This window comes from Microbacterium sp. BR1 (genome assembly GCF_002812725.1).
In the GTDB taxonomy this organism is placed as follows: domain Bacteria; phylum Actinomycetota; class Actinomycetes; order Actinomycetales; family Microbacteriaceae; genus Microbacterium.
In genome coordinates, this window is sequence record NZ_NMUN01000006.1 from 1 (window position 1) to 24,098 (window position 24,098).

29 protein-coding genes are annotated in these 24,098 nt (G+C 68.3%); 12 read left to right on the top strand and 17 right to left on the bottom strand.

Going from position 1 to position 24,098, the window contains the following annotated elements; genetic code table 11:
* Positions 1–105 precede the first annotated feature (105 nt).
* The 7 genes from CGU35_RS11270 to CGU35_RS11295 all read left to right on the top strand — a co-directional run bounded on the left by CGU35_RS11270 (position 106) and on the right by CGU35_RS11295 (position 6,845).
* Positions 106–291, top strand: coding sequence for a hypothetical protein (locus tag CGU35_RS11270; protein ID WP_232711277.1), 186 nt, complete (start codon positions 106–108; stop codon positions 289–291).
* 7 nt (positions 292–298) lie between these two features.
* Entirely contained in the window at positions 299–976 is a 678-nt protein-coding gene (locus tag CGU35_RS18585) for a hypothetical protein (protein WP_232711278.1), read from the top strand.
* A 117-nt stretch (positions 977–1,093) separates the two neighbouring features.
* On the top strand, positions 1,094–2,029 hold the full coding sequence (locus CGU35_RS18590) for a helicase-associated domain-containing protein (RefSeq protein WP_232711279.1): 936 nt from the start codon (positions 1,094–1,096) through the stop codon (positions 2,027–2,029).
* A 42-nt stretch (positions 2,030–2,071) separates the two neighbouring features.
* The gene (locus tag CGU35_RS11280) at positions 2,072–3,712 is read left to right on the top strand and encodes a DNA repair helicase XPB (RefSeq protein ID WP_100811695.1); all 1,641 of its coding nucleotides are present in this window, start codon (positions 2,072–2,074) and stop codon (positions 3,710–3,712) included.
* Positions 3,713–3,800: 88 nt separating this feature from the next.
* Entirely contained in the window at positions 3,801–4,493 is a 693-nt protein-coding gene (locus CGU35_RS11285) for a response regulator transcription factor (protein WP_036300315.1), read from the top strand.
* A 90-nt stretch (positions 4,494–4,583) separates the two neighbouring features.
* A complete protein-coding gene (locus CGU35_RS11290; RefSeq protein WP_232711280.1) occupies positions 4,584–6,323 on the top strand; it encodes a sensor histidine kinase in 1,740 nt (579 codons plus the stop codon).
* A 234-nt stretch (positions 6,324–6,557) separates the two neighbouring features.
* Positions 6,558–6,845 carry a WXG100 family type VII secretion target gene (locus tag CGU35_RS11295; protein ID WP_100811696.1) on the top strand — a complete coding sequence of 96 codons (288 nt, stop codon included), beginning with the start codon at positions 6,558–6,560 and terminating at the stop codon, positions 6,843–6,845.
* Positions 6,846–6,969: 124 nt separating this feature from the next.
* Here CGU35_RS11295 and groL read toward each other — a convergent pair whose 3' ends face one another.
* The 6 genes from groL to CGU35_RS11325 form a co-directional block, all read right to left on the bottom strand.
* Positions 6,970–8,589 (bottom strand): chaperonin GroEL, encoded by a 1,620-nt coding sequence (groL, locus tag CGU35_RS11300; RefSeq protein ID WP_100811697.1) that lies wholly within the window; start codon positions 8,587–8,589, stop codon positions 6,970–6,972.
* 121 nt (positions 8,590–8,710) lie between these two features.
* Positions 8,711–9,793: a DUF3048 domain-containing protein gene (locus tag CGU35_RS11305; RefSeq protein WP_157813949.1), complete on the bottom strand. Its 1,083-nt coding sequence runs from the start codon at positions 9,791–9,793 to the stop codon at positions 8,711–8,713.
* 69 nt (positions 9,794–9,862) lie between these two features.
* On the bottom strand, positions 9,863–10,069 hold the full coding sequence (locus tag CGU35_RS11310) for a cold-shock protein (protein ID WP_100811699.1): 207 nt from the start codon (positions 10,067–10,069) through the stop codon (positions 9,863–9,865).
* Between the two features lie 195 nt (positions 10,070–10,264).
* Positions 10,265–10,831, bottom strand: a complete 567-nt coding sequence (locus CGU35_RS11315) for a LytR C-terminal domain-containing protein (protein ID WP_232711281.1) — start codon at positions 10,829–10,831, stop codon at positions 10,265–10,267.
* 73 nt (positions 10,832–10,904) lie between these two features.
* Entirely contained in the window at positions 10,905–11,174 is a 270-nt protein-coding gene (locus CGU35_RS11320) for a DUF3263 domain-containing protein (RefSeq protein WP_100811701.1), read from the bottom strand.
* Positions 11,175–11,201: 27 nt separating this feature from the next.
* Positions 11,202–12,209: a DUF2332 domain-containing protein gene (locus CGU35_RS11325; protein WP_100811702.1), complete on the bottom strand. Its 1,008-nt coding sequence runs from the start codon at positions 12,207–12,209 to the stop codon at positions 11,202–11,204.
* A gap of 86 nt (positions 12,210–12,295) precedes the next feature.
* Here CGU35_RS11325 and msrB point away from each other — a divergent pair, with 86 nt between their 5' ends.
* Positions 12,296–12,697, top strand: coding sequence for a peptide-methionine (R)-S-oxide reductase MsrB (msrB, locus tag CGU35_RS11330; protein WP_100811703.1), 402 nt, complete (start codon positions 12,296–12,298; stop codon positions 12,695–12,697).
* Positions 12,694–13,233, top strand: coding sequence for a nitroreductase family protein (locus tag CGU35_RS11335; protein WP_100811704.1), 540 nt, complete (start codon positions 12,694–12,696; stop codon positions 13,231–13,233). The genes msrB and CGU35_RS11335 overlap by 4 nt, the downstream gene beginning before the upstream one ends.
* A gap of 54 nt (positions 13,234–13,287) precedes the next feature.
* Here CGU35_RS11335 and CGU35_RS11340 read toward each other — a convergent pair whose 3' ends face one another.
* The 6 genes from CGU35_RS11340 to CGU35_RS11365 all read right to left on the bottom strand — a co-directional run bounded on the left by CGU35_RS11340 (position 13,288) and on the right by CGU35_RS11365 (position 17,184).
* Positions 13,288–14,238, bottom strand: a complete 951-nt coding sequence (locus tag CGU35_RS11340) for a DMT family transporter (RefSeq protein WP_100811705.1) — start codon at positions 14,236–14,238, stop codon at positions 13,288–13,290.
* A 153-nt stretch (positions 14,239–14,391) separates the two neighbouring features.
* Entirely contained in the window at positions 14,392–14,886 is a 495-nt protein-coding gene (locus CGU35_RS11345; protein ID WP_157813950.1) for a hypothetical protein, read from the bottom strand.
* A 52-nt stretch (positions 14,887–14,938) separates the two neighbouring features.
* A complete protein-coding gene (locus tag CGU35_RS11350) occupies positions 14,939–15,421 on the bottom strand; it encodes a hypothetical protein (protein WP_100811707.1) in 483 nt (160 codons plus the stop codon).
* A 461-nt stretch (positions 15,422–15,882) separates the two neighbouring features.
* Positions 15,883–16,221, bottom strand: coding sequence for a hypothetical protein (locus CGU35_RS11355; protein ID WP_198519575.1), 339 nt, complete (start codon positions 16,219–16,221; stop codon positions 15,883–15,885).
* 116 nt (positions 16,222–16,337) lie between these two features.
* Positions 16,338–16,766 carry a hypothetical protein gene (locus CGU35_RS11360; protein ID WP_100811709.1) on the bottom strand — a complete coding sequence of 143 codons (429 nt, stop codon included), beginning with the start codon at positions 16,764–16,766 and terminating at the stop codon, positions 16,338–16,340.
* A 70-nt stretch (positions 16,767–16,836) separates the two neighbouring features.
* Positions 16,837–17,184, bottom strand: coding sequence for a hypothetical protein (locus tag CGU35_RS11365; RefSeq protein WP_100811710.1), 348 nt, complete (start codon positions 17,182–17,184; stop codon positions 16,837–16,839).
* 123 nt (positions 17,185–17,307) lie between these two features.
* Between CGU35_RS11365 and CGU35_RS11370 the strand changes: the two genes are divergently transcribed.
* Positions 17,308–17,694 (top strand): hypothetical protein, encoded by a 387-nt coding sequence (locus CGU35_RS11370; RefSeq protein WP_100811711.1) that lies wholly within the window; start codon positions 17,308–17,310, stop codon positions 17,692–17,694.
* A gap of 129 nt (positions 17,695–17,823) precedes the next feature.
* Here CGU35_RS11370 and CGU35_RS11375 read toward each other — a convergent pair whose 3' ends face one another.
* Positions 17,824–18,549 (bottom strand): hypothetical protein, encoded by a 726-nt coding sequence (locus CGU35_RS11375; RefSeq protein ID WP_100811712.1) that lies wholly within the window; start codon positions 18,547–18,549, stop codon positions 17,824–17,826.
* A 253-nt stretch (positions 18,550–18,802) separates the two neighbouring features.
* On the opposite strand from CGU35_RS11375, the gene CGU35_RS11380 reads away from it, so the two are divergent.
* On the top strand, positions 18,803–20,071 hold the full coding sequence (locus tag CGU35_RS11380; RefSeq protein WP_100809674.1) for an IS256 family transposase: 1,269 nt from the start codon (positions 18,803–18,805) through the stop codon (positions 20,069–20,071).
* Between the two features lie 514 nt (positions 20,072–20,585).
* On the opposite strand, the gene CGU35_RS11385 is transcribed toward CGU35_RS11380, so the two are convergent.
* From CGU35_RS11385 to CGU35_RS11400, 4 genes are all read right to left on the bottom strand, one after another.
* The gene (locus CGU35_RS11385) at positions 20,586–20,765 is read right to left on the bottom strand and encodes a hypothetical protein (RefSeq protein WP_100811713.1); all 180 of its coding nucleotides are present in this window, start codon (positions 20,763–20,765) and stop codon (positions 20,586–20,588) included.
* Positions 20,762–20,950, bottom strand: coding sequence for a hypothetical protein (locus CGU35_RS11390; RefSeq protein WP_100811714.1), 189 nt, complete (start codon positions 20,948–20,950; stop codon positions 20,762–20,764). Before CGU35_RS11390 ends, CGU35_RS11385 begins: the two co-directional genes overlap by 4 nt.
* Before the next feature lie 273 nt (positions 20,951–21,223).
* Positions 21,224–23,035, bottom strand: a complete 1,812-nt coding sequence (locus CGU35_RS11395; RefSeq protein ID WP_100811715.1) for a bifunctional DNA primase/helicase — start codon at positions 23,033–23,035, stop codon at positions 21,224–21,226.
* A 5-nt stretch (positions 23,036–23,040) separates the two neighbouring features.
* Positions 23,041–23,325 carry a hypothetical protein gene (locus CGU35_RS11400; RefSeq protein ID WP_157813952.1) on the bottom strand — a complete coding sequence of 95 codons (285 nt, stop codon included), beginning with the start codon at positions 23,323–23,325 and terminating at the stop codon, positions 23,041–23,043.
* A 53-nt stretch (positions 23,326–23,378) separates the two neighbouring features.
* Here CGU35_RS11400 and CGU35_RS11405 point away from each other — a divergent pair, with 53 nt between their 5' ends.
* Positions 23,379–24,047, top strand: coding sequence for a hypothetical protein (locus CGU35_RS11405; RefSeq protein WP_157813953.1), 669 nt, complete (start codon positions 23,379–23,381; stop codon positions 24,045–24,047).
* Positions 24,048–24,098: the final 51 nt, after the last annotated feature.

Here is a 24,098-nt window from a genome sequence, read left to right on the forward strand (position 1 = left end):
AGCACGTCTCCCGAATTTCTTTCAACAAGGTTGCCGCCTTGGGCGCGCCGAAAACGCAATCCTCGCGTTTTCAATGTCGCTCGGAATCGCGCTCCTATCGATCGTGTGCTTTCTTTCGCGATCATCATCGGCACGGCCACCGGAATGTCCCGCGAGGACTTCTCGTCGGGAATCTGGCCGCTCGTCGCCATCCTGCCGAACATCGGGCTTCCGCTCGCGTTCGTGCTGATCATCACGCTCCTCGTCATCACCTGGGTGCGCCGCAAGCGCGCGAATCAGGCTTCGTCTTGAGCCGACCATGACAGAGGGAACGAGGGAGCTCGCCGCGCGCCTCGCGACCCTCGACGACTCGGAGTTCGCCGCCCTGCTCGCGGCGCGGGGAGTCTCACCCACTGCCGCCTGGCGCGATTACTTCGACGCCGCGGACGCGCTCACCGAGCCGTCCTTCGTCGCACGGGCCCTGCAGGGGCTGACCGCGACCGAGCTCGCCTCGGTCGCTCGCGCGGCCGCCGAGGGCACGCCGGTCCCCGAAGACGTGGCGCCGACGGTGCGAAACCTGGGACTGACGGATGCCTCGGGCATCCCGCTTCCCTCCACTTCCGCCGCGATAGATCTCGTCACGCTCGACCCCGCCACCCCGCAAGGCGCGCTGCCGCCGGCCGACGCGGCGACCGAGGGGGCCATCGCCGAACGGGCCTTCACCAGTGTCGCGTCGCTCGGCGACATCCTCATCCAGTCGTTGCAGGCGCCGTTCGCGCGCCTGGGGTCGGGCGCGCTCGCCGCCGCGGATCGCCGCCGGATCACCGAAGATCTGCAGCGCCCCGATGACCTCGATGCCCTGATCGCCCTCGCGCAGACCGCGGGTCTGCTGAACGTCGAGGGGCGCTGGTTGCTGCCCACCGCCCAGGCCGAGCTGTGGTTGCGCGAGCCCACGGTGCGGCGCTGGTCGATCGTCGCCACCGCGTGGCGCGAATAACTGCCCCGCGGTATCCGCGCGGGCGGCGCCTGGACCGACCCGTCGACGTGGAACGCGACATTCCCCGCGGATGCCTCCTGGCCGGCGCGCGCCGGTGCCCTGCATTCCCAGGCCCTCGTGTGGGGCCTGATCGCACCCGACGGCGCCGCGCCCCCGTGGTCACGCGCGCTCCCGTCCGGCGCCACCGAGGCCGAAGCCCGGCTCGGGGCCCTGCTCCCCCATGAGGTCGACCGCATCTACCTGCAGAACGACCTGACGGCGATCTCGCCCGGGCCGCTCGCATCCGGACTCGATGTGCGCCTGCGCCAACTCGCCCACCGCGAGTCGCACGCACAGGCGTCGTCGTACCGCTTCACGCCCGAGACCATCGCCGCCGCCCTCACCGAGGGCGAGACCGCCGAGTCGATGCTGGCGTTCCTCGCGGGCTTGTCATTGACCGGCGTGCCGCAACCCCTCGAGTACCTCGTGCGGACGACCGCCGACAAGCATGGGCTCGTCCGCGTCGGATACGACCCGGATGCCCCGCCCGAGACCCCCCGCGCTCTCGTCACGAGCACCGAGATGCAGGCGCTCGAGACGATCGCCGTCGACCAGTCGCTGCGGCCCCTCGGTCTGGTCCGCACCGCGGACGGTGCGGCGCTGACGTCTCGCGCGCCCCGCGACACCGTGCTCTGGGCGCTGATCGACGCACGCTATCCGGCCGTCGCCGTCGATCACGAGGGCCGCGAAGAACCCATGCGACGCCACCGCATCGCGGCGAGCGCGCTGGCACCGGGCTCCGCCCCGCCCGAGGCCTATACGACACTCATCGCGACGCTCCGCGCATCCGTTTCGTCCAACGCGGACGCCGCCTGGCTCGAACGCGAGATCGAGGCCGCCGTCCGCGCCCGCTCGATCGTCGACGTCGACGTGCAACTGCCCGATGGATCGACCCGCACGTTCACGCTCGAGGCCAGCGGCCTGGGTGGCGGTCGCCTGCGCGGCCGCGAACGCGGAACGGACGTCGAGCGCACGCTGCCCGTTTCGAGCGTCCAAGGCATCCGACGCGTGTGAGGCGCGCCCGGGCACGCGCGCGCACCGGTAGAATTGGCCCTTATGTCTGATGGCCCCCTGATCGTGCAGAGCGACCGGACCGTGCTGCTCGAAGTGGCCCACCCCGACGCCGAGACCGCGCGACACGAGCTCGCGATCTTCGCTGAGCTCGAACGCGCACCCGAGCACATCCACACCTACCGGATCACCCGTCTCGGTCTCTGGAACGCGCGTGCCGCCGGACACCTCGCCGAAGACATGCTCGCCACGCTCGAACGGTGGTCGAAGTTTCCCGTGCCGCCGTCGGTCTCGATCGACGTGCAAGAGACGGTCGGGCGTTACGGCCGCCTCGTCATCGAACGCGACGACGAGGGGACGCTCGTGCTGCGCAGCACGGATGGCGCCGTGCTGTCGGAGGTCGCGCGCAACAAGCGCATCCAGCCGCTGCTGACGGGCCAGCCCGTCCCGGGCACCTACACGGTCGACGCGTGGGCGCGCGGACACATCAAACAAGAGCTCTTGAAGATCGGGTGGCCGGCCGAAGACCTCGCCGGTTACACCCCCGGCACGCCGCACGAGATCGCGCTCGACGAGAGCGAGTGGAACCTGCGCCCCTACCAGCGCCAGGCGGTCGACAGCTTCACGGATGGCGGATCGGGCGTCGTCGTGCTGCCCTGTGGCGCGGGCAAGACTCTCGTCGGTGCTGCCGCGATGGCCGATACCAAGACCACCACGCTGATCCTCGTGACCAACACCGTGTCGGCCCGGCAGTGGCGCGACGAGCTGCTCAAGCGCACGACCCTCACGGCGGAGGAGATCGGCGAGTACTCCGGACAGGTCAAAGAGGTCAAGCCGGTCACGATCGCGACGTACCAGATCCTTACCGCGAAGCGGAAGGGCGAGTACGCGCACCTCGCGCTGCTCGATGCGCTCGACTGGGGCCTCATCGTCTACGACGAGGTCCACCTGCTCCCCGCGCCCGTGTTCAAGCTCACCGCTGAGCTGCAGGCACGCCGCCGCCTCGGCCTCACCGCGACGCTCGTGCGCGAGGACGGCCGCGAGGGCGATGTGTTCAGCCTGATCGGGCCCAAGCGCTTCGATGCCCCGTGGAAAGAGATCGAGGCTCAGGGCTTCATCTCCCCCGCCGCCTGCTACGAGGTGCGCATCGACCTGCCTGCCTCCGACCGGCTCGAGTACGCCGCCGCCGCGGACGACGAGCGCTACCGGCTCGCCGCGACCGCCCACGCCAAGATCGACGTGGTGCGCCAGCTCGTCGACCGCCACGAGGGCGAGCGCATCCTGATCATCGGGCAGTACCTCGACCAGATCGACATCCTCGCCGAGGCGCTCGACGCCCAGAAGATCACGGGCGCCACGCCCGTCGACGAGCGCGAGCTGCTGTTCCAGGCGTTCCGCGAGGGGTCGATCTCGGTGCTCGTGGTGTCGAAGGTCGCGAACTTCTCGATCGATCTGCCCGACGCATCCGTCGCCATCCAGGTCTCGGGATCGTTCGGCTCGCGCCAGGAAGAGGCGCAGCGCCTCGGGCGACTGCTGCGGCCCAAGACCAACGGCCACACCGCGAGCTTCTACACGCTGATCGCGCGCGACACGGTCGACCAGGACTTCGCGCAGAACCGTCAGCGCTTCCTCGCCGAACAGGGCTACGCGTACACGATCCTCGACGGTTCGGCGATCGCCGCCTGAGGGCGCACGAGCCCCCCGATCGCACGCCGAACGCGCCGATCAGGGCGGTATTCAGCGGATGCATCACTCCAGCGGCGATAATGGGGTAATGACTGCACCGCGCATCCTCGTCGTAGACGACGAGCCGAACATCCGCGATCTTCTGATCACGAGCCTGCGATTCGCCGGTTTTCAGGTCAGGGCCGTCTCGAACGGCGCGCAGACGATCTCGGCCGTTCTCGAAGAAGAGCCCGATCTGATCGTGCTCGACGTCATGCTGCCCGACATGAACGGGTTCAGCGTCACCAAGCGCCTCCGGAGCGCCGGCTACACCGCGCCCATCCTTTTCTTGACCGCCAAAGACGAGACCGAAGACAAGATCGAGGGCCTCAACGCCGGTGGCGACGACTACGTCACCAAGCCGTTCAGCCTCGACGAGATCGTCGCGCGCATCCAGGCCATCCTGCGCCGCACGATGCAGGCCGACGAAGAGGCCGTCATCCGCGCCGGCGAGCTGTCGATGGACCAGGACACGCACGACGTCAAGGTCGGCGAGGTCTCGATCGACCTCAGCCCCACCGAGTTCAAGCTGCTGCGCTACCTCATGCTCAACCCCAACCGTGTGCTGTCGAAGGCCCAGATCCTCGACCACGTGTGGGAGTACGACTTCAACGGTGACGCCGGCATCGTCGAGAGCTACATCTCGTACCTGCGTCGCAAGATCGATCCGCACTCGTCCGAAGCGCTCATCCAGACCAAGCGAGGCTTCGGCTACATGCTGAAGGCCGGCAAGACCGCGTAGGGGGACTCCCTGAGCGATCGTCACAAACCCGACAAGGTCACCCGGTGGTGGCGGGGCGTCAGCCTCCGCGCCAAGGTCACCGGGGTCACCGTGGCGATCCTCGCGATCGGCCTGTTCGCATCCGGGATCGCGACGATGGCGTTCGTGCGCAACGCCCTCGTCGCCGCGCAGGACGAACAACTCGTCGCGCGAGCCTCGTCGAACCTCGCCGCCGGTCTTCTCGACGTTACGATCGACGATGCCACGGGAAGGGTGGAGATCTCGCTGACCGACCAGGCGATGGCCGGCGACTACTTCATCGCCGTCTACGAAGCGGAGGGCGAGTCACTGGGTGGGCGCCCCACGGGCGCTGGTCCGAACTGGCCCAAGGAGTACACGCTCGAGAAGACGATCTCACTCGGCACGAACCCGTTCACCCTGAAGGATGACGACGGCGCGGTGTATCACGCCAGCGCCGGCACGCTCGAACCCGGTCTGAACGGGCAGCTCTACACGCAGATCATCGCGCAGCCACTTGCCCCCATCGATCGCACGGTCGCAACCTTCTTCGGCGTCTTCACGATCCTCGGCCTGATCACGATCGCCGCGGGGGCGCTCACCACTCGCCTGCTGGTCACACAGACGTTCCGCCCCCTGGGCCAGGTCGAGCGCGCGGCGATGTCCATCTCGTCCGGAGACTTCGGCCAGAGACTGGCGCCCGGCGATCCGCGCACCGAGGTCGGCAAGCTCACCGGGGCCCTCAACACGATGCTCGACCGCGTGGATGCCCTGCTCAGCCAGCGTGAGGCGACCGTGCGCCAGATGCGGCGCTTCATCGGCGACGCGAGCCACGAGCTGCGCACACCCCTCGTGACCGTCCGCGGATACGCCGAGCTGTACCGCATCGGCGCGATCCGCGGCGATGCGGACACCGCGCAGGCCATGGAACGGATCGAGAAAGAGGCGATCCGCATGGGGGTGCTGGTCGAAGACCTGCTCGCCCTCGCGCGACTCGACGAGCGTCGCGAGGTCGAGATCACCCCCATCGACCTGCGCCCCATCGCGCGAGACGCCGGAATGGACCTCCGCGCCGCGGCACCGCAGCGCACCGTCACCGTCATCGACCTCGATGCACCGGGGTCGCGCACGGCGACGAATGCTCCCGAGACCCACCCCTCTGGTCTCGCTGACGGTCCCGGTGAGGATGCGGCTGCGAAGGATGCCGCGTCGCCTCGGCGCCGTGGCGGTGGCGGCTCGGGCGCTCGGGCGCGTTCGCTCCTCCGACGCATCCCCCGCCCCCTCCCGTCGCCTCGGTCCGGGTCCGGCGACGGAGCGGCCGATGCGCCCGCCCAGCTGTCGTTCCCGACGAAGCCGATTCCGATCGCCGCGAACCGCCCGCCCGTCGTGCTCGGTGACGAGAATCGCATCCGTCAGGTCGTGGCGAACCTGTTGGGCAATGCCCGCCGTTTCACCGCCGACGATTCGCCGATCGAGATCGTGGTCGGCACAGACCTCACCGCGGTGAGCGAGACCGCACCCCTGGGTATGGGGTGGGTCGCGATCGTCGACCACGGCGAGGGCATTCCCGAGCAGATCCGCGACAACATCTTCCAGCGCTTCTGGCGCGCCGACTCCTCGCGCACGCGCGAGACGGGCGGCTCGGGCCTGGGTCTTGCGATCGTCGCGTCGATCGTCGCTGCCCTGAACGGCACCGTCGCGGTCGAAGACACCCCGGGCGGCGGCGCCACGTTCCGCGTCTCGTTCCCCATCGCGCCCGAGTCGACCCTCTACCTCGACACGCAGCCGCTCCCCGAGCTGCCGCCCCTCCCCCCGCTGCCGCCAGCGCCCTGACCCGCACGCGCCGCGCTGCATCTCAGGACCGCTCCCCGGGCACTTGTTGCTGGTCCGGAGCGCCGCAAACCACATCTACTGCCAGGGGAGCCGCTCGATCCTTCCTCCCCAGGGGCGCGAGCGACGGGACGGAGCCCGATCCGGATGCCTGGGCACGGCCGGTACCCGCCAGGCCCGTAGCGTCGGGGCACCCGCAGCACTCGGCGACCCCGATCCGCACCTCAAGGAGCCCCCATGGCCGTGTTCACCGTCGACTCCGACGCCGTCATCGCCCAGTCCGCCGCGATCCGCGGCACGACCGACCGCATCCAGGCCGAATCGCAGGCCATGCTCGGCCAACTCGTGCAGCTGCAGTCGTCGTGGACCGGCCAGGCATCCGCCGCGTTCCAAGAAACCATCGAACGATGGCGCGCCACGCAGCGGCACGTCGAAGAGAGCCTCGCCGCGATCACCCTGGCGCTCGAGTCCGCCGGACGGCAATACGCGGATGCCGAGGTCACGAACGCCGCCCTGTTCCGCTGACCCGAGCCTCGCGCCCGCGCCCACGAAACCCAGGCCCACGAAAATCCAGGCAGACGAAATCCAGGCAGACGAAAAGAAGGGCCCCGGCATGACGCCGGGGCCCTTCTTGTGATTCGTGCGGGACTTAGAAGTCCATGCCACCCGTCGGGTCGCCCGCCGGAGCGGAGACCTTCTCGGGCTTGTCGGCAACGACGACCTCGGTCGTCAGGAACAGACCGGCGATCGACGCCGCGTTCTGCAGGGCAGAGCGCGTCACCTTGGCCGGGTCGATGATCCCGTACGCGAACATGTCGACGTACTCACCGGTGGCGGCGTTGAGGCCGTGTCCGGTGGGCAGCTCGGCGACCTTGTTCGCCACGACGCCGGGCTCGAGGCCGGCGTTCAGGGCGATCTGCTTGAGCGGCGCCTCGATCGCGACGCGAACGATGTTCGCACCGGTCGCCTCGTCACCCGTGAGGTTGAGCGTGTCGAAGACGTTCTTGCCGGCCTGGATGAGGGCGACGCCACCACCGGCGACGATGCCCTCTTCGACGGCGGCCTTCGCGTTGCGAACGGCGTCCTCGATGCGGTGCTTGCGCTCCTTGAGCTCGACCTCGGTTGCGGCTCCGGCCTTGATGACGGCGACGCCACCGGCGAGCTTGGCGAGACGCTCCTGGAGCTTCTCACGGTCGTAGTCGCTGTCGGTGTTCTCGATCTCGCGGCGGATCTGGGTCACGCGACCCTCGATCTGCTCCGAGTCGCCGGCACCCTCGACGATCGTGGTCTCATCCTTGGTGATGATGACCTTGCGCGCCTTGCCGAGAAGGTCGGTGGTCGTGTTCTCGAGCTTGAGACCGACCTCTTCGCTGATGACCTGACCACCGGTGAGGATGGCGATGTCCTGCAGCTGCGCCTTGCGACGGTCGCCGAAGCCGGGAGCCTTGACGGCAGCCGACTTGAAGATGCCGCGGATCTTGTTGAGCACGAGAGTCGCGAGAGCCTCGCCCTCGACGTCCTCGGCGATGATGACGAGCTCCTTGCCCTCCTGGATCACCTTGTCGACGACCGGCAGAAGGTCCTTGATGTTCGAGATCTTGGAGTTCGCGATGAGGATGTAGGGGTCCTCGAACACGGCTTCCTGGCGCTCGGGGTCGGTGACGAAGTAGGGGTTGATGAAGCCCTTGTCGAAACGCATGCCCTCGGTGAGCTCGAGCTCGGTGCCGAACGTGTTCGACTCCTCGACGGTGACGACGCCTTCCTTGCCGACCTTGTCGATCGCCTCGGCGATCAGGTCACCGATGGTGGTGTCGGCGGCCGAGATCGACGCGGTGGCGGCGATCTCTTCCTTGGTCTCGACCTCTTTGGCGCTCTTGAGCAGCTCGGCCGAGATGGCCGCGACGGCCTTCTCGATGCCGCGCTTGAGCGAGATGGGGTCGGCGCCGGCCGCGACGTTGCGCAGGCCTTCCTTGACGAGCGCCTGAGCCAGAACCGTGGCGGTGGTGGTGCCGTCACCCGCGACGTCGTCGGTCTTCTTGGCGACCTCCTTGACGAGCTCCGCGCCGATCTTCTCGTACGGGTCGTCGAGTTCGATCTCCTTGGCGATCGAGACGCCATCGTTCGTGATCGTGGGGGCGCCCCACTTCTTCTCGAGCACGACGTTGCGACCGCGGGGGCCGAGCGTCACCTTGACGGCGTCGGCGAGGATGTTCAGGCCGCGCTCGAGGCCGCGACGGGCCTCTTCGTCGAAAGCGATGATCTTTGCCATGTGTGTGTCGTCCCTCCCGGACGTAGGTATTGGTTTAGCACTCCGGTAAGGCGAGTGCTAACGCCCATTCTGGCACTCACCCCCACCGAGTGCAAGCCGCGCGGAGTCCGAATGGTTCGGGTCAGACGACGGTGACGCTTCCGCCACGCGCGTTGGGAACGAGTTCGACCCACGTGTTGCCCGGCGCCAGATACACCGGGGTGCCGTACGCGTTGGTGAGTTGGATCGGGGCGTCCCGCGATGTCTTGGTCCAGGTGACCTGCACCACCTTGCCGCCCGTGGCGACCCACGCCGGACCGCTGCCGACCATCACGGTCTTCGGAATGTCCCCGTAGGTCCAGTCGATGCTGACCGAGAGAGCCACCACGTTCGTGGCGGCGAGCTGCCCGCCCGCCGAGTCCATGTCGGGCGCTCCGTTCTGCGACCGCAGGTAGCGACCGGAGCCCGCATCCCACAGCCACGTCCGGCCCTCTTTAGCAGAGAAGAACAGATCGAGCCCCGCCGCGGGGTTGCCGTAGGCGGCGGCAGATGCGGTCTGCGGGCGCTGCGAATAGGCGAACTGCTGCGCGGGCGGTGGGATGTCGGCATACGCCGCCCGCAGCTCGGGCGCGCGGACGATGACGTTGTGCGGCGCGGCCTTCGACCGGGTGCGGTACATGAACTGATCGTCCGCGCCACCGTGGATCGCGTTGTGCACCGGCGCGTTCAGCATCATGTCGACGAACCGCTGTTGGCCGCCCGAATAGGCGATCAGGCCTCCGAACGGCGAGACGATGTCGGGATCCATGGGACGGATGCTGCGCACCGGACCGATCTCGGCGGGAACGTCCGAGAACCAGACCGCGACGTAGCGGGTCAGGCCGCCCTCGACGAGCTCTTCGAACACGATGTCCGTGTGATCGAGGCCCACCTGCGGCCGGGCTCCGACATGGTTGTCGATCTTCGCGGCGAGCGCCGGGCCCGCGATGGTCTCGGGTGAGACCTGCGTTCCGCGGAGCGGCTGCACGGCCATCGGCGGCGCCTCGGCCGTCACCGTGGGCGTGGGCTCGGGCGACGCCGCACCCCCGGGTGTCGCCGTGGGCGACTCGGCGCCGGTCGATTCCGCGGCGCACGCACCGAGCACCAACGCGGACACGAGCATGCCGACAGTCGCGGCGAGCCGCACCGAACTCGGGAGCGCGCGGGCCCGGGCAGGCGTCGTCATGCGCGCCACACTAGGACGCGCGCAACGGCTCGCACCGCCGACACGACGAGCGAGGGGGAAGCCGAGTCGTCAGGAAACGACGCGAACGGACTCGGCCTGGGGGCCCTTCTGGCCCGCCCCGACCGTGAACTCGACGAGTTGCCCCTCTTCGAGGACGCGGAATCCCGTCATGTCGATGTTCGAGTAGTGGACGAAGACGTCCTGACCACCGTCGACCACGGTGATGAAGCCGAATCCCTTCTCGGCGTTGAACCATTTGACGGTGCCCTGGGTCATGCGTGAACTCCTGTGCTGCGTGGGTGAGACAGGGTCATGCTAGCCAGCGCGATCGGCTCAGAAGAGCCCCGAGCGCAAGTATTGACACGAGGGCCGCCAACTCGTAACTCCGCCGAAACATGCGGGCGAATGCGTCCCGAATACGACCCGGACCGAACGACCCGGCGGGTGCCACGCCATCCCGCAGACGACGCGTTATCCGGCGGGCGTCTCGGAGGCGGCCGGTTCGATCCGGTCGAGTCCGAGCACCACGGTGAGCTGCGTCGCGGGTGTGCCGGGAAGCGGATAGTCGGGGTCGAGCGCGATCTCGGTGGCACCGATCAGACCGGCCAGGCCGCGGGCGGCCCCCTCGGCCTCGGGCGCCGCGTAGTAGACGGTCGTCAGGGGGAAGGAGCGGTTTCCGGCGTTACCCGCGAGCACGTTGGCCTCGGGCCATCCGTTCGCCACGAGCTCGTCCTTCGCCAACGTCGCCTGGCCCTCTTCGGGCGTGCCGTTCAGGACCAGGACGGTGTACGACGTGTCGACGACGGGCTCGGCCGTCGGAACGATCGAGATCGAGGGGGCGGGCGTCGGGAACAGCACGATCTTGCCCTGCCAGATCATGCTCGCGAAGATTCCCACCACGACCAGCACGACGGTTGCGGCGAGCGCCCACGCGAGCGTGGTCCAGCCGCGCACGCGGGGGTTCTCGGCCCGGTGAGCTCCGACGCGGCCGGGGGACGCGGAGATGTCGTCGAATCGATCGCGTGAGGGCGTGGGCACCACAGAATGCTACCGGCGGTCGCGTGTGCGAACCCTCAACGCCGCGGCCGGGCCTCCTTCGCGGCCCCGAGGGCTACAGGCCGAGTGCACCCTCGCGCGCGGCCCGCTCGGCCTCGCGCTGGTCGCGCACACGCCGCAGGCGCTTGACGAGCATCGGGTCGTAGGCGAGAGCCGCCTCGGTCTCGATCAACCGGCCGAGCAGCTGGTAATAGCGCGGGGGTGTGAGATCGAGTTCGGCACGGATCGCCTCTTCCTTCGCTCCCGCATGGCGGCGCCACTCGGCCTCGAAGTCGAGCATCGCGCGCTCGGCCGCGGTGAGGGCATCGCTCGGGGACTCGAACATGACCCCAGGTTAGGTCGGACGGGCGCATCAGCCGGCGCGCCACTCCAGCCACGCGCCAAGCGGATCGGCCGCGGCGAGCACGCGACCGTTCAGGCTGAGAACGAACCCCGGCCATCCGTTCGGGTCCACCGGTGTCGTCCAGCGATCGTGCAGGGCCGGAGGGTCAAGCGAAACCCAGTCCACCCCGCGCCCGCGCCCACCCCTGTCGCGCAGGCCGGCGAGCGTTTCGAACAGGCGCTCGCGACCGGCCCGTGGCACGTGCGGCAGCAAGCCCGGGGTGGTCACGACGATCGTCGCCCCGGAAGGCGCGGAATCGACCAGGTGCGCGAGCGCCGAGGGGTCGGTCGCGTCACCGGCGTCTATCCGCAGGCCCTCGCCCGAGGCGATCTCGAGCGCCGCCCCGATGCGCGCGGCGCGACCCGTCTCGCCCGGCCACACGAGCGCGGTCGCGAACCGGCGATCGGCCGGATCGGACGGATCGAGCGGGCGCAGGTCGAGCCCGGCACGCCAGACGATCTCGGGCATCCGCAGGTCGGGTACGCGATCGCCTCGCAGAGCGCACGAGAGCACGACCGATGAGGTTCCCCCCGCCGGATCGAGCCCCACGTGCGCGGCGCCGCCGTAGCGGTACGAATAGCGGTCGGGCACGAGGCACAGGCCCGCGGACGCCCCGAGCTCGATCAGCGCGATCGGTCCCTCGATCGCGGCGAGCGCGGGCAACAGCACGGCCGATCGCTGCGGTTCGTTGGTCTGCAGCGAGCGGACGGATGCGTCGACCACGAGCTCATCCTCGTGCCGCACGAGCCACGCGGCGAAGGCCGAGTACCCACCGGTCTCGGGAGCGCCGCGCAGCCGCGCGAGCGCGAAGACGAGCGGGGGTTGACGCCGGTCGGGCGGGAGTCGTCCGATCACGTCGCACGCCGAGGCATCCTGCGCCACTCCGCTCGCCCACTCGGCGTAGAGGGCGGAGCGACCGGGGGCCTCGACAAGCGCGAACCGCTCGTAGCGCTCAGCTACCTCGTCGCGGGCCGTCATGGTCCTATTCAAGCGTGTTCATTCACGCGCGATGCGCCGCGTCGTCCGCACGCAGGGTTGAATGGAGGGGACGACAGGAGAGTGCGATGGACTACACCGTCACCAAGAGCGACGAACAGTGGCGCGCAGAACTCGACGCGGATCGATTCGCCGTGCTGCGACAGGCCGCGACCGAGACCCCGTTCACGGGCGAACTGCTCGACGAGGAGCGGTCCGGCCTCTACACGTGCGGAGCGTGCGGCGCCGAGCTGTTCGAGAGCGGCACCAAGTTCGATTCCGGATGCGGCTGGCCGAGCTTCTACGAGTCCGTCCGCCCCGACGCGGTCGAGCTGATCGAGGACGACTCCCTCGGCATGATGCGCACCGAGGTGCGTTGCGCGTCGTGCGGCTCGCACCTGGGTCACGTCTTCCCCGACGGCTACGGCACGCCGACCGGCGACCGGTACTGCATGAACTCGCTCGCCCTGTCGTTCGAGCCCGAGAAGTGAGCGCACTCGACGCCGTCCGGGCGCGGCGATCCTGGTCGAAGGTCACGGACGAGGCTCCCACGCACGAAGAGCTGCTCGAGCTGGTCTCTGCCGCGGGTCGCGTCGCCGATCATTCGGGACTGCGCCCCTGGCGTCTGATCGAGCTGCGCGACGATGACCGCGAGACGCTCGGGCGCGCGATCAGCAAGGCCGAGGGCGAGAAGGGCGTATCCAGCAAGCCCCGCCGCGCTCCCCTGCTGATCGCGGTCGTCGCGAGCTACCGCAAGAGCGAAAAGGTGCCCCGGTGGGAGCAGGAGGCCGTGGCATCCGGAGTTGCGCACGTGCTCAGCCTGCTGCTCGACGAGGCCGGCTACGGCGTGCTGTGGCGCACCGGCCACTACACGCGCGCGAAGGCGGTCGCCAAGGCACACGGGCTGAAGAAGAACGAAGCGCTCTTGGGTTGGCTCTACGTGGGGAAGAAGCCCGAGCACACGCGCGGTGGCTTCCGCCGCGGCGTCGACGCCTCGCGCTTCGTCTCGCGGATGCCCCGCCCCTAGCGCCGCGCTCGGCGGGCCTGCCCGGCGCCCCCTGCCCCGCCCCACCCCCGCGGATCAGCGCCGCGGGACAGCGCCGCCGGGTCCGCCCGGCGCACGCCGCCGCGGCATCACGACGACGAAGACCCCGACCAGCGCGACCGCCACGGCGATGAGCGCACGAGCCACGTCGAGTTCGGCATCCGTCGGCCATACGGCGTCGAGCACGACCGACGTCGCGAGCAGTCCGACGACCGAACCGAGCCCCAGCAGCAGCACGCCCGTGTATCTGACGAGCCCCGCCGATACGAAGATGTAGACCACCCCCGTGGCACCCCCGAGGTACAACCACGGATTCGTGGGGAGGGAAGCGGGCGGCCCGACGACCGCGATGTGAACCGCGGCCGCAACACCGAGGATGACGGTGCCGCCGAGGAAGTTGACGAAGGTCGCGGCGAACGCCGAGTCGACCCGCTGACGCAGGCGCCCGTTCGTCGCCTGCTGCCAGGAGATGCCGGCCCCCGCCAGGAACGGAAGGCTGAGCATCCACCAGGGCACCGACGCCAGGCTTCCCCCCGCGAGTCCGATCCCGACGGCGACGAGTGCCAGCGCCCCACCGGCGACGCGACGCATCGTGACGGGAACGACTCCCGCCGGGCCATAACCGACGCGGTCGAGCACCAGACCGCCGACCGTCTGTCCCGCGACGACCCCGACGGTGAAAAGCGAGACGCCGAGCAGCCCCACGGTCAGGCCCTGAGTCGCGTTCGTGAGCGCGCCGGCGAGACCACCCAGGAGCATCCAGGAGGGGAGGCTCCGGCCCCGGACTCCCGCGAACAGCCGCCGCATCGCGTCTCGCCCCGCGGATGTCAGGGGTGCCGCCACGACCAGGATCAGCAGCCCGGTCCCGAACGAGACGAACGCGGCCAGGATGCCATCGCCGGACTCGCTGCCGAGGCCGCCGTTCATGCGCGCCTGCACCGCGGTCAGGGCGCCGACCGAGACGGCACCCAGCGCCGCGAGGATCATCGGGGGGCGACGACGCACGGCCACTCCCCCTTCTCGAGCCGGCTTCTGGCCCCATGGTAGCCCGCGGCTCCGCGGACTTCTGAATGCTCTCGTCCGTCCGACAGGGGGGATCTCAGGCGCGCAGCAGGGTGCGGTCGAGCGCGCCCGATTCGCTCAATGACCAGCCAGGCCGCGCGAGAAGCGATCCGCGCTCGTGGCCGCTTCCCTGTTCTCGGTGAGCGAGGTGAACTCGACTTCGTATTCGCCTCGGGGCCAGAGAAGCACTCGATGAACGAAACGCCCGGCCGCCGCGACGTCGACCTCGTCGGAGATGATCTCCGTCTCCGCGTCGAAGAGACTCAACGTCTCGATGGTGGAACCCGGTTCCAGCCGCAGCTCGGCGTCGACGTATCCCAGTTCCACGAACTCGTAACCAACCTGCATGTCGCCGATCAGAACGCGACAGGTGAGCATGTCGCGGGGCAGGTACTCGAAGGATCGAACCATCCCGTCGTGCAGATCGATGCCGTCGACCAGGCGCTCCGCTCCGCCGCTCAGACGCGGTAGCACCTCGACGCGGTGCGCGAGATGCAGGCGCCAGCGCTCCTCGTACTCTTCGTGGCTCAGTCCGCCCGTCGCCCACTCGTGCGTGAGCCATGTCATTGGCATGATGACAACGCTATTGCCTATGGATAGGGCACCACCGGCCAGAGCCAGGGGCCTAACTCAAAAGGAGCACCACAGTGGTCACGATGAGTCCCAGGGCTCCCGCACCAGCGAGTGTCGCGCTCGTGACTCCAGGTGCGCCCGCGATTCGTTCCTCACTGTCCTGAGGCCATTCGGCGCGCGAGCGCCACGCCCGCCGGAATCTAACGACCGAACTCACTGCCAGCACCACGCCCGCGGCGATGAGCACTCCGGCGATGACCCACAGGATCGCGTTCGAGGACGGAGAGACGCCACCAAAGCGGTTGACTATACCGTCGCGGACGCCCGGAACGACGAACACCCACCCGGCGAGTAAGGCCCCCAAGACGATCAGCACACCACCCCAAGAAGCGACAGCGCGCGGGCTGGAGTAGTAGGGCGCTAGCGCCGACACCGCAGAGGCGTTCGACACGAACCGTTTGCGTCCGAGGATCATCAACAGTCCGGTGCCGATCAGACAGAGACAGAGAGCCGAGATGAGCGCGATCGCGACCATCGTTGTCCTCCCCGAGATGCGTCGTACTAGCGCAGTACAGCACATTGTGAGGTGGCCTAATCGACGCGCTAATGGACGGGGATGGCAGGGCGAGCTGTCGAAGCGTCTGCGCAAGACGCCGCAGGGAGTGCGGGAAATACAGTCTGATCTGGCATTCCCTCGTGGAGCCGACTACGGGACTTGAACCCGTAACCCCCTAATTACAAGTCAGATGAGAGGTGTCCGAGCCCATACATCCTACGTAGTCGCAACGTCCGAGATTGCCCGCTCGACCGGGGATGAACCGGCGCCGCGTGCACGTAACGTACCGCCTCAGGTCACGTGCGTTTGCTAGCTGTTAGCTAGCACCGAGCTAGCGGAGCCCCCACACCCCGGCCGTTCCGAAACGCGCGGCCTCGAAAGGGTCGCTGCCTGCTCTGGCATCCAACAGAGGTCCAGAAAAATCGGGCCCGTTCCGAGCGTCAGCGGTTGGAGTAAATCTCGGTCGGGATGTCGCCCGGATCGGTTGACCCTTGACCGCCGGGATACACGACGATGCTTTTCGGGAGCCGGTCATTCGCTGATCCGCCACATGCCCACTCGCCGCCGGGGTAGCTCCCGCGGAAGTCCCACGATAGGCCTGACGGGTTCTCGTCGTTGACGTCGTGCCCGGTGACCTCGGACTCATCGACGCCCGCCCACTCCGCGACTCGATCGGTGCACTCGCTCAGCATGTCGTCCTCAGACACGGACGTGATCATCGCGACCACGACGATCCCGATGATCACAAGGAATGTGACGATGCCAGCCAGGATGAGCACGAGAAAGCCCGCTAGAAACCCCCACCGTTTCTGCTGCGGCGGCGCGGCGAACGTTGGCGAGAAGTCAGACTTGCGCCCACGCGGGGGCGGGAAGTCTCGGCGCGAACGATCGGCCATCATGCTTGGCTCCCAGCCGCGATGAAGCTATCGAGCGCGAGCAAGATCAAGCCGACGGCGGCGCTCAGCAGAAGCACCCATTGGCGCACCAGCTCCTTGGTCGATACGACGCCAGCGGACATCTCCCTGTCGACTTGGTCGACCAGGTACGGCAGATGCGTTACCGGGATGCGGTGCATGCGCAAGATTCGGTCCCTCACGCGGTGGGGAATCGCACGCACACGCTTACCCTCGGGCGAATCCGGACTGGAGCCCGTCGCGCGGTTCTCTAACCGCGCCCGCTCGTGAAGCTCCTGAACCCTGGGGGCAAGCGCGAGCCGCATACGACGCTCGCGCGCGAGCAAGGTCTGCTCGATGACGAACGACGCACCGGCATAGAGGGAGGCGCCGATCGGGATAATCGCCGCCAGAAAAGCCAGGATGCTCACTCAGGCAGTGTCGCAGGTCTTCGCGCCCATGTGCCGGCGGCGTGCGAAAGTCATTCGGCGCCGGGCGAGATTACGGACGTCCCTGCGCGTCCAGCCACTCTTCAAAACGCACTCCGTCCCATATCGCGATGTCCGGTCGCCCCGCGGCCTCCCACTGCTGGTACTGCACGCGGGTCAGGACCTCGAGCTTCGACTGCGCGATCGATGCGCGACGATCAGCGACGGACGAGGACGATCGTGGCGAGGTCGTCGAGACAGCGGGCATCGCGAGCAGGACGAGGATGCCCACCAAGAAGCTGAACAGGAACGCCAGCATGAAGAATCCGAAGCCGCTACGCCCCTTTTGAGTCGCCGCGTACCCGACGACCGCAGCGAGTGCGACGTTGGTCACGAAGAGGGTCACGAACCACGCTTCCATGCGCTCACGATAGCGCTCGCGCTTCTCGGCGCTCGGTTACCTCGAGAAACGCCCACGGATCCAGGGCGAAAGTCGCAGGCCAACCCCGAGCGCCGGGCCGCGCCACTCAGTTAAGGTCTCGGCATGAGCGATGCACAGCAAATGCACACCGCGACCAAGCAGCAGCTCGTGAGGGCCGACGCGGCACAGAGAGCCCAGAGGGCATGGGCGCTGCGCGTAGCGGGCTCCACATGGGCGCAGGTGGCGTCAGCGGTGGACTACGCCGATGCCAGCACCGCCTGCCGAGCCGTTCGCCAGTTCTTCGGGCAGCTCCCGACGATCGAGGCAGACGAGCAGAGGCGGCTCTGGCGCGACCGACTCGAGCGCCTCTGGAATTACGCGGACCGTGATGCGAAGCGCGGGCGACCTGGTGCTGTTCGTGCGGGTGTGGCGGTCGCACAGCCGCGGCATCACTCGACGGCCTGGACGCAGCGACGCGAGTCGAGGTGGGCACGGATGCCCGCGAGATAGAGGAGATCGTCAGACAGATCCGTGTCGCTCGCGGCGATCTTCCCGACGAGGCCGACGTGCTCGAGCTCGAGGTGCTCCCGAACGAGTGAGGGGACGGGCGGGGCCTCAGCTCCCCACCCGCCCCGGTCTTCACCAAGCCGCGACGGTTTCCTGTTCGGCCTCTGCGCGACGTCGGGCCAGCTCGGCGGCGACCCGTTCGTCGTGAATCGTCGTGAACTCGGCCTGGCGATCTTCCGGCGCGAGGTCCGGCCGAGCGGTCCAGATTTCTGCTCGCAGAACCTCGAGTTGTGGTGACCAGGCGAATGGCGTCGTGCGCCCTACCGGATCGCCATCGCTCGATCGGCAGTACGGCTCAAGTTCGGCGGGCGCGACGTGTCCCATCGGCAAGCGATAGCCCGACACCAACTCGAGCACCGCGGCCCTCTGCCGCTCCTCCCGCGTCGCGTGCGGAGTCGTGCCGCCCCACCGAGCCCACACCGTGTCGCACTCGCCGCAGAGAGGCGCGGGAGTGCCGTCAGACCATTGCAGCTCGCTCTCGAACCATGCCGACGAGTAGCGCCGCCCGCAGCATCCGCAGGCGCCGTCGCTGCACAAGATGCTCCGCCCGTCCGCTTGTGCCAGCTCGGCCGCCGCCCGCAATGCCTCACGCTCCGCATCGCTCACGAACGCCCACGGCCGGTCGCTCGTGCGATTCCACGGCCACGCACTCGCCGTGGGCAATGGCGCCTCGACGTGCCGCGCCTGCTCGGTTTTGAGGAAAACGCCCGTGAGAACGTGGACGATTCCTGCCCGGTCGAGTGACGCGCATTCGTCGTGGGCTCGCCGCCAGCGGTCGGCATCCTTCGGCGCGGGCACCCATTGCTCGTGAACGGGCGACCAGCAGTCGCCGTGACGATCCGCGGGCGGCGCAGGCAACCGCTCGCCCTCCCCTTGCGCGACCATCGCACCGCACACGCGGCACGGCGCGGGGATCAACTCAGCACGGCGCTTTCGGGTGCGTCTCGTAGCTTGGTGTCAATTCCTGCGGGGTTCTCGTCGTCGTTGACGTAGGAGGGCCATCGTGGGATGACCAGTTGTTTCCGCCAAGAAGCAAAGAAGAGATCCCACGATGACCCAGAATCAGTCTGCCTTGACGACCCTGATCGCAGAAGTCCTCGCCGATCCTGACCTCGCCCATTCCGACGTGTTCCGTCGGATGCTGCAGGCGGGGCTGCAGGACCTTGTTGACGCGGAAGCGACCGCGAAGATCGGCGCGGCCCGTTACGAACGCACGGCGGAGCGCACCACGCGTCGCAACGGTGCTCGCGCGAAGACGCTCGCCACGCCCGCGGGGGAGGTCGACATTCAGATTCCGAAGCTGCGGGAGGGGTCGTTCTTCCCGAGCCTGCTCAGCCCACGCCGCCGTGTCGACAAGGCGCTCTACGCGGTGATCTGCCAGGCCTGGATCGACGGAGTCTCCACCCGCAAGGTCGACCAGCTCGTCCGCGCGCTGGGCAACGACACCGGCATCAGCCGGTCCACCGTCTCCCGCATCTGCTCCGAGATCGATGAGGTGGTGCACGAGTTTCTGCACCGCCGGCTCGATCACACCTGGTTCCCGTACCTGTTCCTGGACGCCACCTACCTCGACGTGCGCCACCGTGGCCGGGTTCTCTCCCAAGCCCTCATCGTCGCGACCGGGGTCAGCGGCGACGGCCGTCGGGAGATCCTCGGGATGGCTCTCGGCGACGCGGAGACGACGGACTTCTGGACCGAGTTCCTCCGCTCCCTCCGCGACCGCGGTCTGAAAGTCTCCACCGACACAGACCCGCTCGGCGTGACCCTCGTCACGTCCGACGCTCACGCCGGCATCAAAGCCGCCGTCAAAGCGATCCTCCCCGGATCGGGCTGGCAGAGATGCCGCGTCCACTTCGCTCGTAACGTCACCCAGAAGCTCGGATCGGCACGCTCCAAGCCCGTCAACGCGCTGATCTCGACGATCTTCGCGCAGACCACCCCCGAGGCCGTGATCGCCCAGTATCACCAGGTCTCCACGTCCCTCCGCGGGTCGTTCCCGGAGATCGCAGACATGCTCAATGCTGCCGAAGCAGACCTCACCGGATTCGCGCCGCTCCCGCGTGAGCATTGGCAGAAGGTCTGGTCCAACAACCCGATCGAGCGCCTCAACCGTGAGATCAAACGCCGCGCCGACGTCGTGCAGATCTTCCCCGACCGCGACTCCGTCACCCGCCTCATCGGCGCCGTCCTGCAGGAGCAGCACGAGGAATGGCAATACGGTGAACGCCGCTACCTCTCCGACATCTCCATGCGCAAACTCGTCCACACACTCCAAGACCACGCCGAGCCTGAGCGCCCCGACCTGTTCCTCACCGCCTGACCCTCACCCATCAAGGAAGCAGCCGGATTGACACCACAACACGGGACTTGACCGCGCTTTCGCTCTGCCTCACGTCGCGCTCGCTCGGTTTCGTGACGCTGACGCGCACTGTCCAACGTTGCTCGGGCGACTCGCACGCGTTCCAACCTTTCTCGCGGATCTGACATCGGTTCTTCCGTTCGTTCGTTCAGACAGGCCGCACACGATGCGACGGCCGCAACCAGTTCGGGCGTCAATGCGAAAAGCCCCTGCACTCCGTCATCGCCCGTTTCATCCCCACAGCCCCCGCAGCGCGAGGCGAGTGCGGCAAAGCCAGCGCCCGCGGCACACTCCGCGCAGCGAACGACGTGAGCACCGAGCAGCGCGTATTGGGTTCCCGTGTGGGGGCATCCGCGCTGTAGCGGCACTCGGAGCCACGACCGCAGCCGCTCGAGGACGGCGGGTGGCAAGCCGTCGAGTCCGATCGGCGCGATACCCGCGTGGCCTGCCGCCGACCAGATGCTGTCGCGGGCGTTCACGTCGTTTCGCTTTCGACGGGCAGCCAGAAGTAGTCCCGGCCGATCCGAATGCGCACGAGTACGCCCGCACTCGCTGCCGCCTCGAGCAGAGACTGCGCGCGAGCGACGTCGCCGCCAAGCACGGGAGCCAGCAGCTCTGGCCGGTACGCGGGAATCGTGATCGTGGGAGCGCTCATCGTGTGACCCCCATCCAGGCATCCATCGCTCTGTCGACGGCGCGTTCTGCCCGGGCGCGGTCGTCGTACCCGAGCAAGGCCAGATGCGCGACGAGGTGCGGGCGTAGCCGGGCGAGCCGGTCTCGGGCGAGTGCGCGCCTCAGCACTTCTCGGCTCGCTCGTTGTTCATCGGTCAGGACAGCCATTCGGGTTTCCTTTCGTCGGGTGTGATTGCGGTTCCTGGTCGACATGCAGCGCGGCGTGCAGGTTGGTCACGCACGCGCGTGCCCTCTTAAAGAGGGGCACTTGCGTGCGTGCTTGCGCGCAGCCCCGTGCGTGCGTGTCCGTGCGTGCTCTCGTGCAGCGTGATTCCGGGGTTTTCGAGCGCAGCGTGGAGGTGCGTGCGTGGTCGCGTGCGTGCTCAGCTCGCGAGGGGTGCGTGCGTACTCGCGTGCGTCCTCCCCACTCGACGGACAACCTCATGGCATGCCCCCCGATTCGGTCGCTGCGACGTATGCGATTCGCTCCACGCCGCCGGCCACGCCGCGAACCGGAAGCCGCTCGACCTGGCCCAACTTGGTGAGCTTGTCCAGCTCGCGGCGCGTCCGAGACTCTTCGGCCCGTGTCACGTCGTCGCGTCCGTACTGGATCTGCGCGACCTGCTTCGCTAGCAGCGCCCCCTGCCCGCGCAGCGCGTCCAGCGCGGTAGGTGCATGCTCGGCGGACATCGTGCCTCGCGCGCGGTCGATAGCGACTTTCAGTGGCCCGACGTCGCCGCGGGGCACCCGCATTCCGCGTAGCTCCACGGTCGTGTCGGTTGCCTCGCCGATCAGCCCAAGCACCGACCCGGCGCCAGCAACCAGCCAGGTACTCCCGTAGACGTCATCGAGATTCAGGGACCGGCGCCCCTCGCCCGGCGCCTTCCGCGCGTGGTGCAGCTCGAGCACTTCGACGCCCTCCGCGAGGCAGTGCTGCCGCGCCACGTTGAATGAGCGCCCGCCTTCGTCCTCGCTCAGCCGTGCGGCGACATCCTTGATGCTGTCGACAACCAGCGTCCCCGCTCCCGCCTCGCGGGCGAGCTCGAGCAGCAGCATCGGGTGCGCCGCGAGGTCATCGAGCAGCGGGCCGCGCCAGACGCGCAGCCGCTCATCCAGCACCGGCCGCTCATCTTCCGTGAACTGGCGACGAAGAGCCCGCGCGATCTGTCGTGGTCGGTCGGCTGCGAGGTACAGCACCCGCCGCTCATCGGCTCGAACCGGCATACCGAGCACGACTCGCTCGAGCCCCATCCGGGCGCGCACGAGCAGCCCCGCAAGCGTGCTTTTTCCGACGCCCGGCGCGGAGTAAACCATGCAGCTCTCGCCCGGCGCCCAGGCGACGCGCTCAGCATCCCCCCAGATCGGTTCGTCGTTATCCTCGCTGTCGAAGATGAACGACCCGCCCTGCGCCACCCGGGCACGGTCAGGTTCCGCGGTCGCGACGTCGCCGCCCACCCGGGCCCGGTACTGGGCGACGGTTTCGCTCCGCAGATCCTCGAGGGTCATGGGCGCATCGCCCGTCCACGCTGCAAGAGCATCCGTCACGTCGTTCAGCCCGTCGCGTGCTGTGACGACACCTCGCACGACCGCCCCGATGCTCTCCAGATGCGTAGTCAGTTCGAGCCCGCGGCGGACGCCCGCCGTGTCGTTGTCCGCAACGACGATCACCGGAGCACCAGCGAGGATGCCGTAGTCCACCTGCGACCAGTTTGCGGCCCCCATCGGGGCGGTCGTTGCAGCGATTCGCTGCGGCGCGGCGATTGCCTCGAGCGTCAGCGCGTCCTCTTCACCCTCAGTCACGAAGACGTCAGCGCCCGCCTCGACACCCTCTCGCACGTGTGCGAGCCGCCATAGCTCGGCGGGGCGGTCGGTGCCGGTCTGTCGGAATTGCTTGCGGCGTGAACCTGTCTCGAGCACGCGCCAGGCAACGCGCCCCGAGTCGTACCGATACGGCACGCGCTCGGGCGAGCCGTCGAACAGGTCGCGCAGCTCAAGCCCGAGTGAGGCCACGACGTCGACCAGCTGGCATCCGGCGTGGCAGTGAGCGAGCACGCGGCCTGGATCTCCAGCGCGTTCCGTGACGCTCAGCGAGGGGGACTTGTCGGCGTGAGCCGGGCATGTCGCGATCCATCGCCCTGAGCCTGCCGCGCGGACAGTCTCGCCGTGCTGGCGCAATGCGTCGGTGAACCGTTCGGCAGCGTTGGCGACGCCCCCTCCGGGCGGTGTGTCGAGGGTGGGCAGCGGCGTAGCCATGACGCCTACTCAGAGTCGCGAGCGGCCGCGACGCTTCGGTCTTGTGCGGTGACCAGCGCCAACTCGACGTCGATCCCCAGGCTGCGCAGCAAGTCGGACGACCGAACGAAGAACCTCTCCCCCAGCTTCACGACGGGGCACGGGAACGCGTCTTGAGCTGCCAACTCGTACGAGCGGGCTCGAGACAGGCCCCATCCGATGCGGCCCGCAGTGGGCACGTTGATCGTCGCTGGCAGGTTCAGCAGGTCGAGTAGGGCTGTCTTCGGTTGCCCGGGGCGAGTGTTCTCCATGTCCATAGTCTGCCTCTGGCGTCCGTAAGCAAACAACATGTATATTTATGTCTATGCCCGTAAATAAAGTGACTCTGAGCCGGGGCCAGGTCCGCATTCGACTCGACCCACGCACTGGCTATCGGGATGGCCTGAGCTTCACAGGTCGGAAGACATACAGGGCGAGCGACTGGATTGCCGCCGCGGACGCCGAGCGCGGGCACCCGTCCTCCGACGTGGAGGCCGCGAACATCGCACGCATAGCTCGTGCACCCCACTGGGAGTCGCGGGACTCCGTGCGCATCACCGACGGGTCCGGCGTCGTTTACGAGGTCGTCGTGGAGTTATTCGAGGGGCGACCCGCTTGCATTCATTACTCCGAGACAGCCGTGCGCGGCCCACTCGCGAACGGCGATCGCCCAATGCAACGCAACTACCTGGCGAACCTCGCGTATGCGTTCCAGCAGACGCAACTCGACGCCTCATTCGGCCAGGAGGGATACGCGGGCAGGCCCGCCTCTCGACGCCCAGACGACGAGACCCTGCTGCGCATCGTTCGCGCAGCACTGATGGACGGGCAACCTGCGCGGAGAGTTCTCGCCGACGTGTTCGATGTCAGCCCCAATTCCGCGGATGACTGGATCAAGCACGCGAGGTCGCTGCCGGGATCGAACCTGCCGGAGGCCAAGCGCGGCCGCCCATCCAAGACGAGACGACCGACGACGAACGGGGAGACAGAATGAGCGCACGAACTGGGGGCGGCGTCAGCCAGCGACACACGGCCTGCGACTGCG

What these genes read in the sequence shown, in the direction of transcription:
- CGU35_RS18585 (WP_232711278.1), top strand. Translation starts at nt 299, where the DNA reads ATGACAGAGGGAACGAGGGAGCTCGCCGCGCGCCTCGCGACCCTCGAC.
- CGU35_RS11280 (WP_100811695.1), top strand. Translation starts at nt 2,072, where the DNA reads ATGTCTGATGGCCCCCTGATCGTGCAGAGCGACCGGACCGTGCTGCTC.
- CGU35_RS11285 (WP_036300315.1), top strand. Translation starts at nt 3,801, where the DNA reads ATGACTGCACCGCGCATCCTCGTCGTAGACGACGAGCCGAACATCCGC.
- CGU35_RS11295 (WP_100811696.1), top strand. Translation starts at nt 6,558, where the DNA reads ATGGCCGTGTTCACCGTCGACTCCGACGCCGTCATCGCCCAGTCCGCC.
- groL (WP_100811697.1), bottom strand. Translation starts at nt 8,589, where the DNA reads ATGGCAAAGATCATCGCTTTCGACGAAGAGGCCCGTCGCGGCCTCGAG.
- CGU35_RS11305 (WP_157813949.1), bottom strand. Translation starts at nt 9,793, where the DNA reads ATGACGACGCCTGCCCGGGCCCGCGCGCTCCCGAGTTCGGTGCGGCTC.
- CGU35_RS11310 (WP_100811699.1), bottom strand. Translation starts at nt 10,069, where the DNA reads ATGACCCAGGGCACCGTCAAATGGTTCAACGCCGAGAAGGGATTCGGC.
- CGU35_RS11320 (WP_100811701.1), bottom strand. Translation starts at nt 11,174, where the DNA reads ATGTTCGAGTCCCCGAGCGATGCCCTCACCGCGGCCGAGCGCGCGATG.
- CGU35_RS11325 (WP_100811702.1), bottom strand. Translation starts at nt 12,209, where the DNA reads ATGACGGCCCGCGACGAGGTAGCTGAGCGCTACGAGCGGTTCGCGCTT.
- msrB (WP_100811703.1), top strand. Translation starts at nt 12,296, where the DNA reads ATGGACTACACCGTCACCAAGAGCGACGAACAGTGGCGCGCAGAACTC.
- CGU35_RS11340 (WP_100811705.1), bottom strand. Translation starts at nt 14,238, where the DNA reads ATGATCCTCGCGGCGCTGGGTGCCGTCTCGGTCGGCGCCCTGACCGCG.
- CGU35_RS11345 (WP_157813950.1), bottom strand. Translation starts at nt 14,886, where the DNA reads ATGCCAATGACATGGCTCACGCACGAGTGGGCGACGGGCGGACTGAGC.
- CGU35_RS11350 (WP_100811707.1), bottom strand. Translation starts at nt 15,421, where the DNA reads ATGGTCGCGATCGCGCTCATCTCGGCTCTCTGTCTCTGTCTGATCGGC.
- CGU35_RS11365 (WP_100811710.1), bottom strand. Translation starts at nt 17,184, where the DNA reads ATGGAAGCGTGGTTCGTGACCCTCTTCGTGACCAACGTCGCACTCGCT.
- CGU35_RS11370 (WP_100811711.1), top strand. Translation starts at nt 17,308, where the DNA reads ATGAGCGATGCACAGCAAATGCACACCGCGACCAAGCAGCAGCTCGTG.
- CGU35_RS11380 (WP_100809674.1), top strand. Translation starts at nt 18,803, where the DNA reads ATGACCCAGAATCAGTCTGCCTTGACGACCCTGATCGCAGAAGTCCTC.
- CGU35_RS11385 (WP_100811713.1), bottom strand. Translation starts at nt 20,765, where the DNA reads ATGAGCGCTCCCACGATCACGATTCCCGCGTACCGGCCAGAGCTGCTG.
- CGU35_RS11390 (WP_100811714.1), bottom strand. Translation starts at nt 20,950, where the DNA reads ATGGCTGTCCTGACCGATGAACAACGAGCGAGCCGAGAAGTGCTGAGG.
- CGU35_RS11395 (WP_100811715.1), bottom strand. Translation starts at nt 23,035, where the DNA reads ATGGCTACGCCGCTGCCCACCCTCGACACACCGCCCGGAGGGGGCGTC.
- CGU35_RS11400 (WP_157813952.1), bottom strand. Translation starts at nt 23,325, where the DNA reads ATGGAGAACACTCGCCCCGGGCAACCGAAGACAGCCCTACTCGACCTG.
- CGU35_RS11405 (WP_157813953.1), top strand. Translation starts at nt 23,379, where the DNA reads ATGCCCGTAAATAAAGTGACTCTGAGCCGGGGCCAGGTCCGCATTCGA.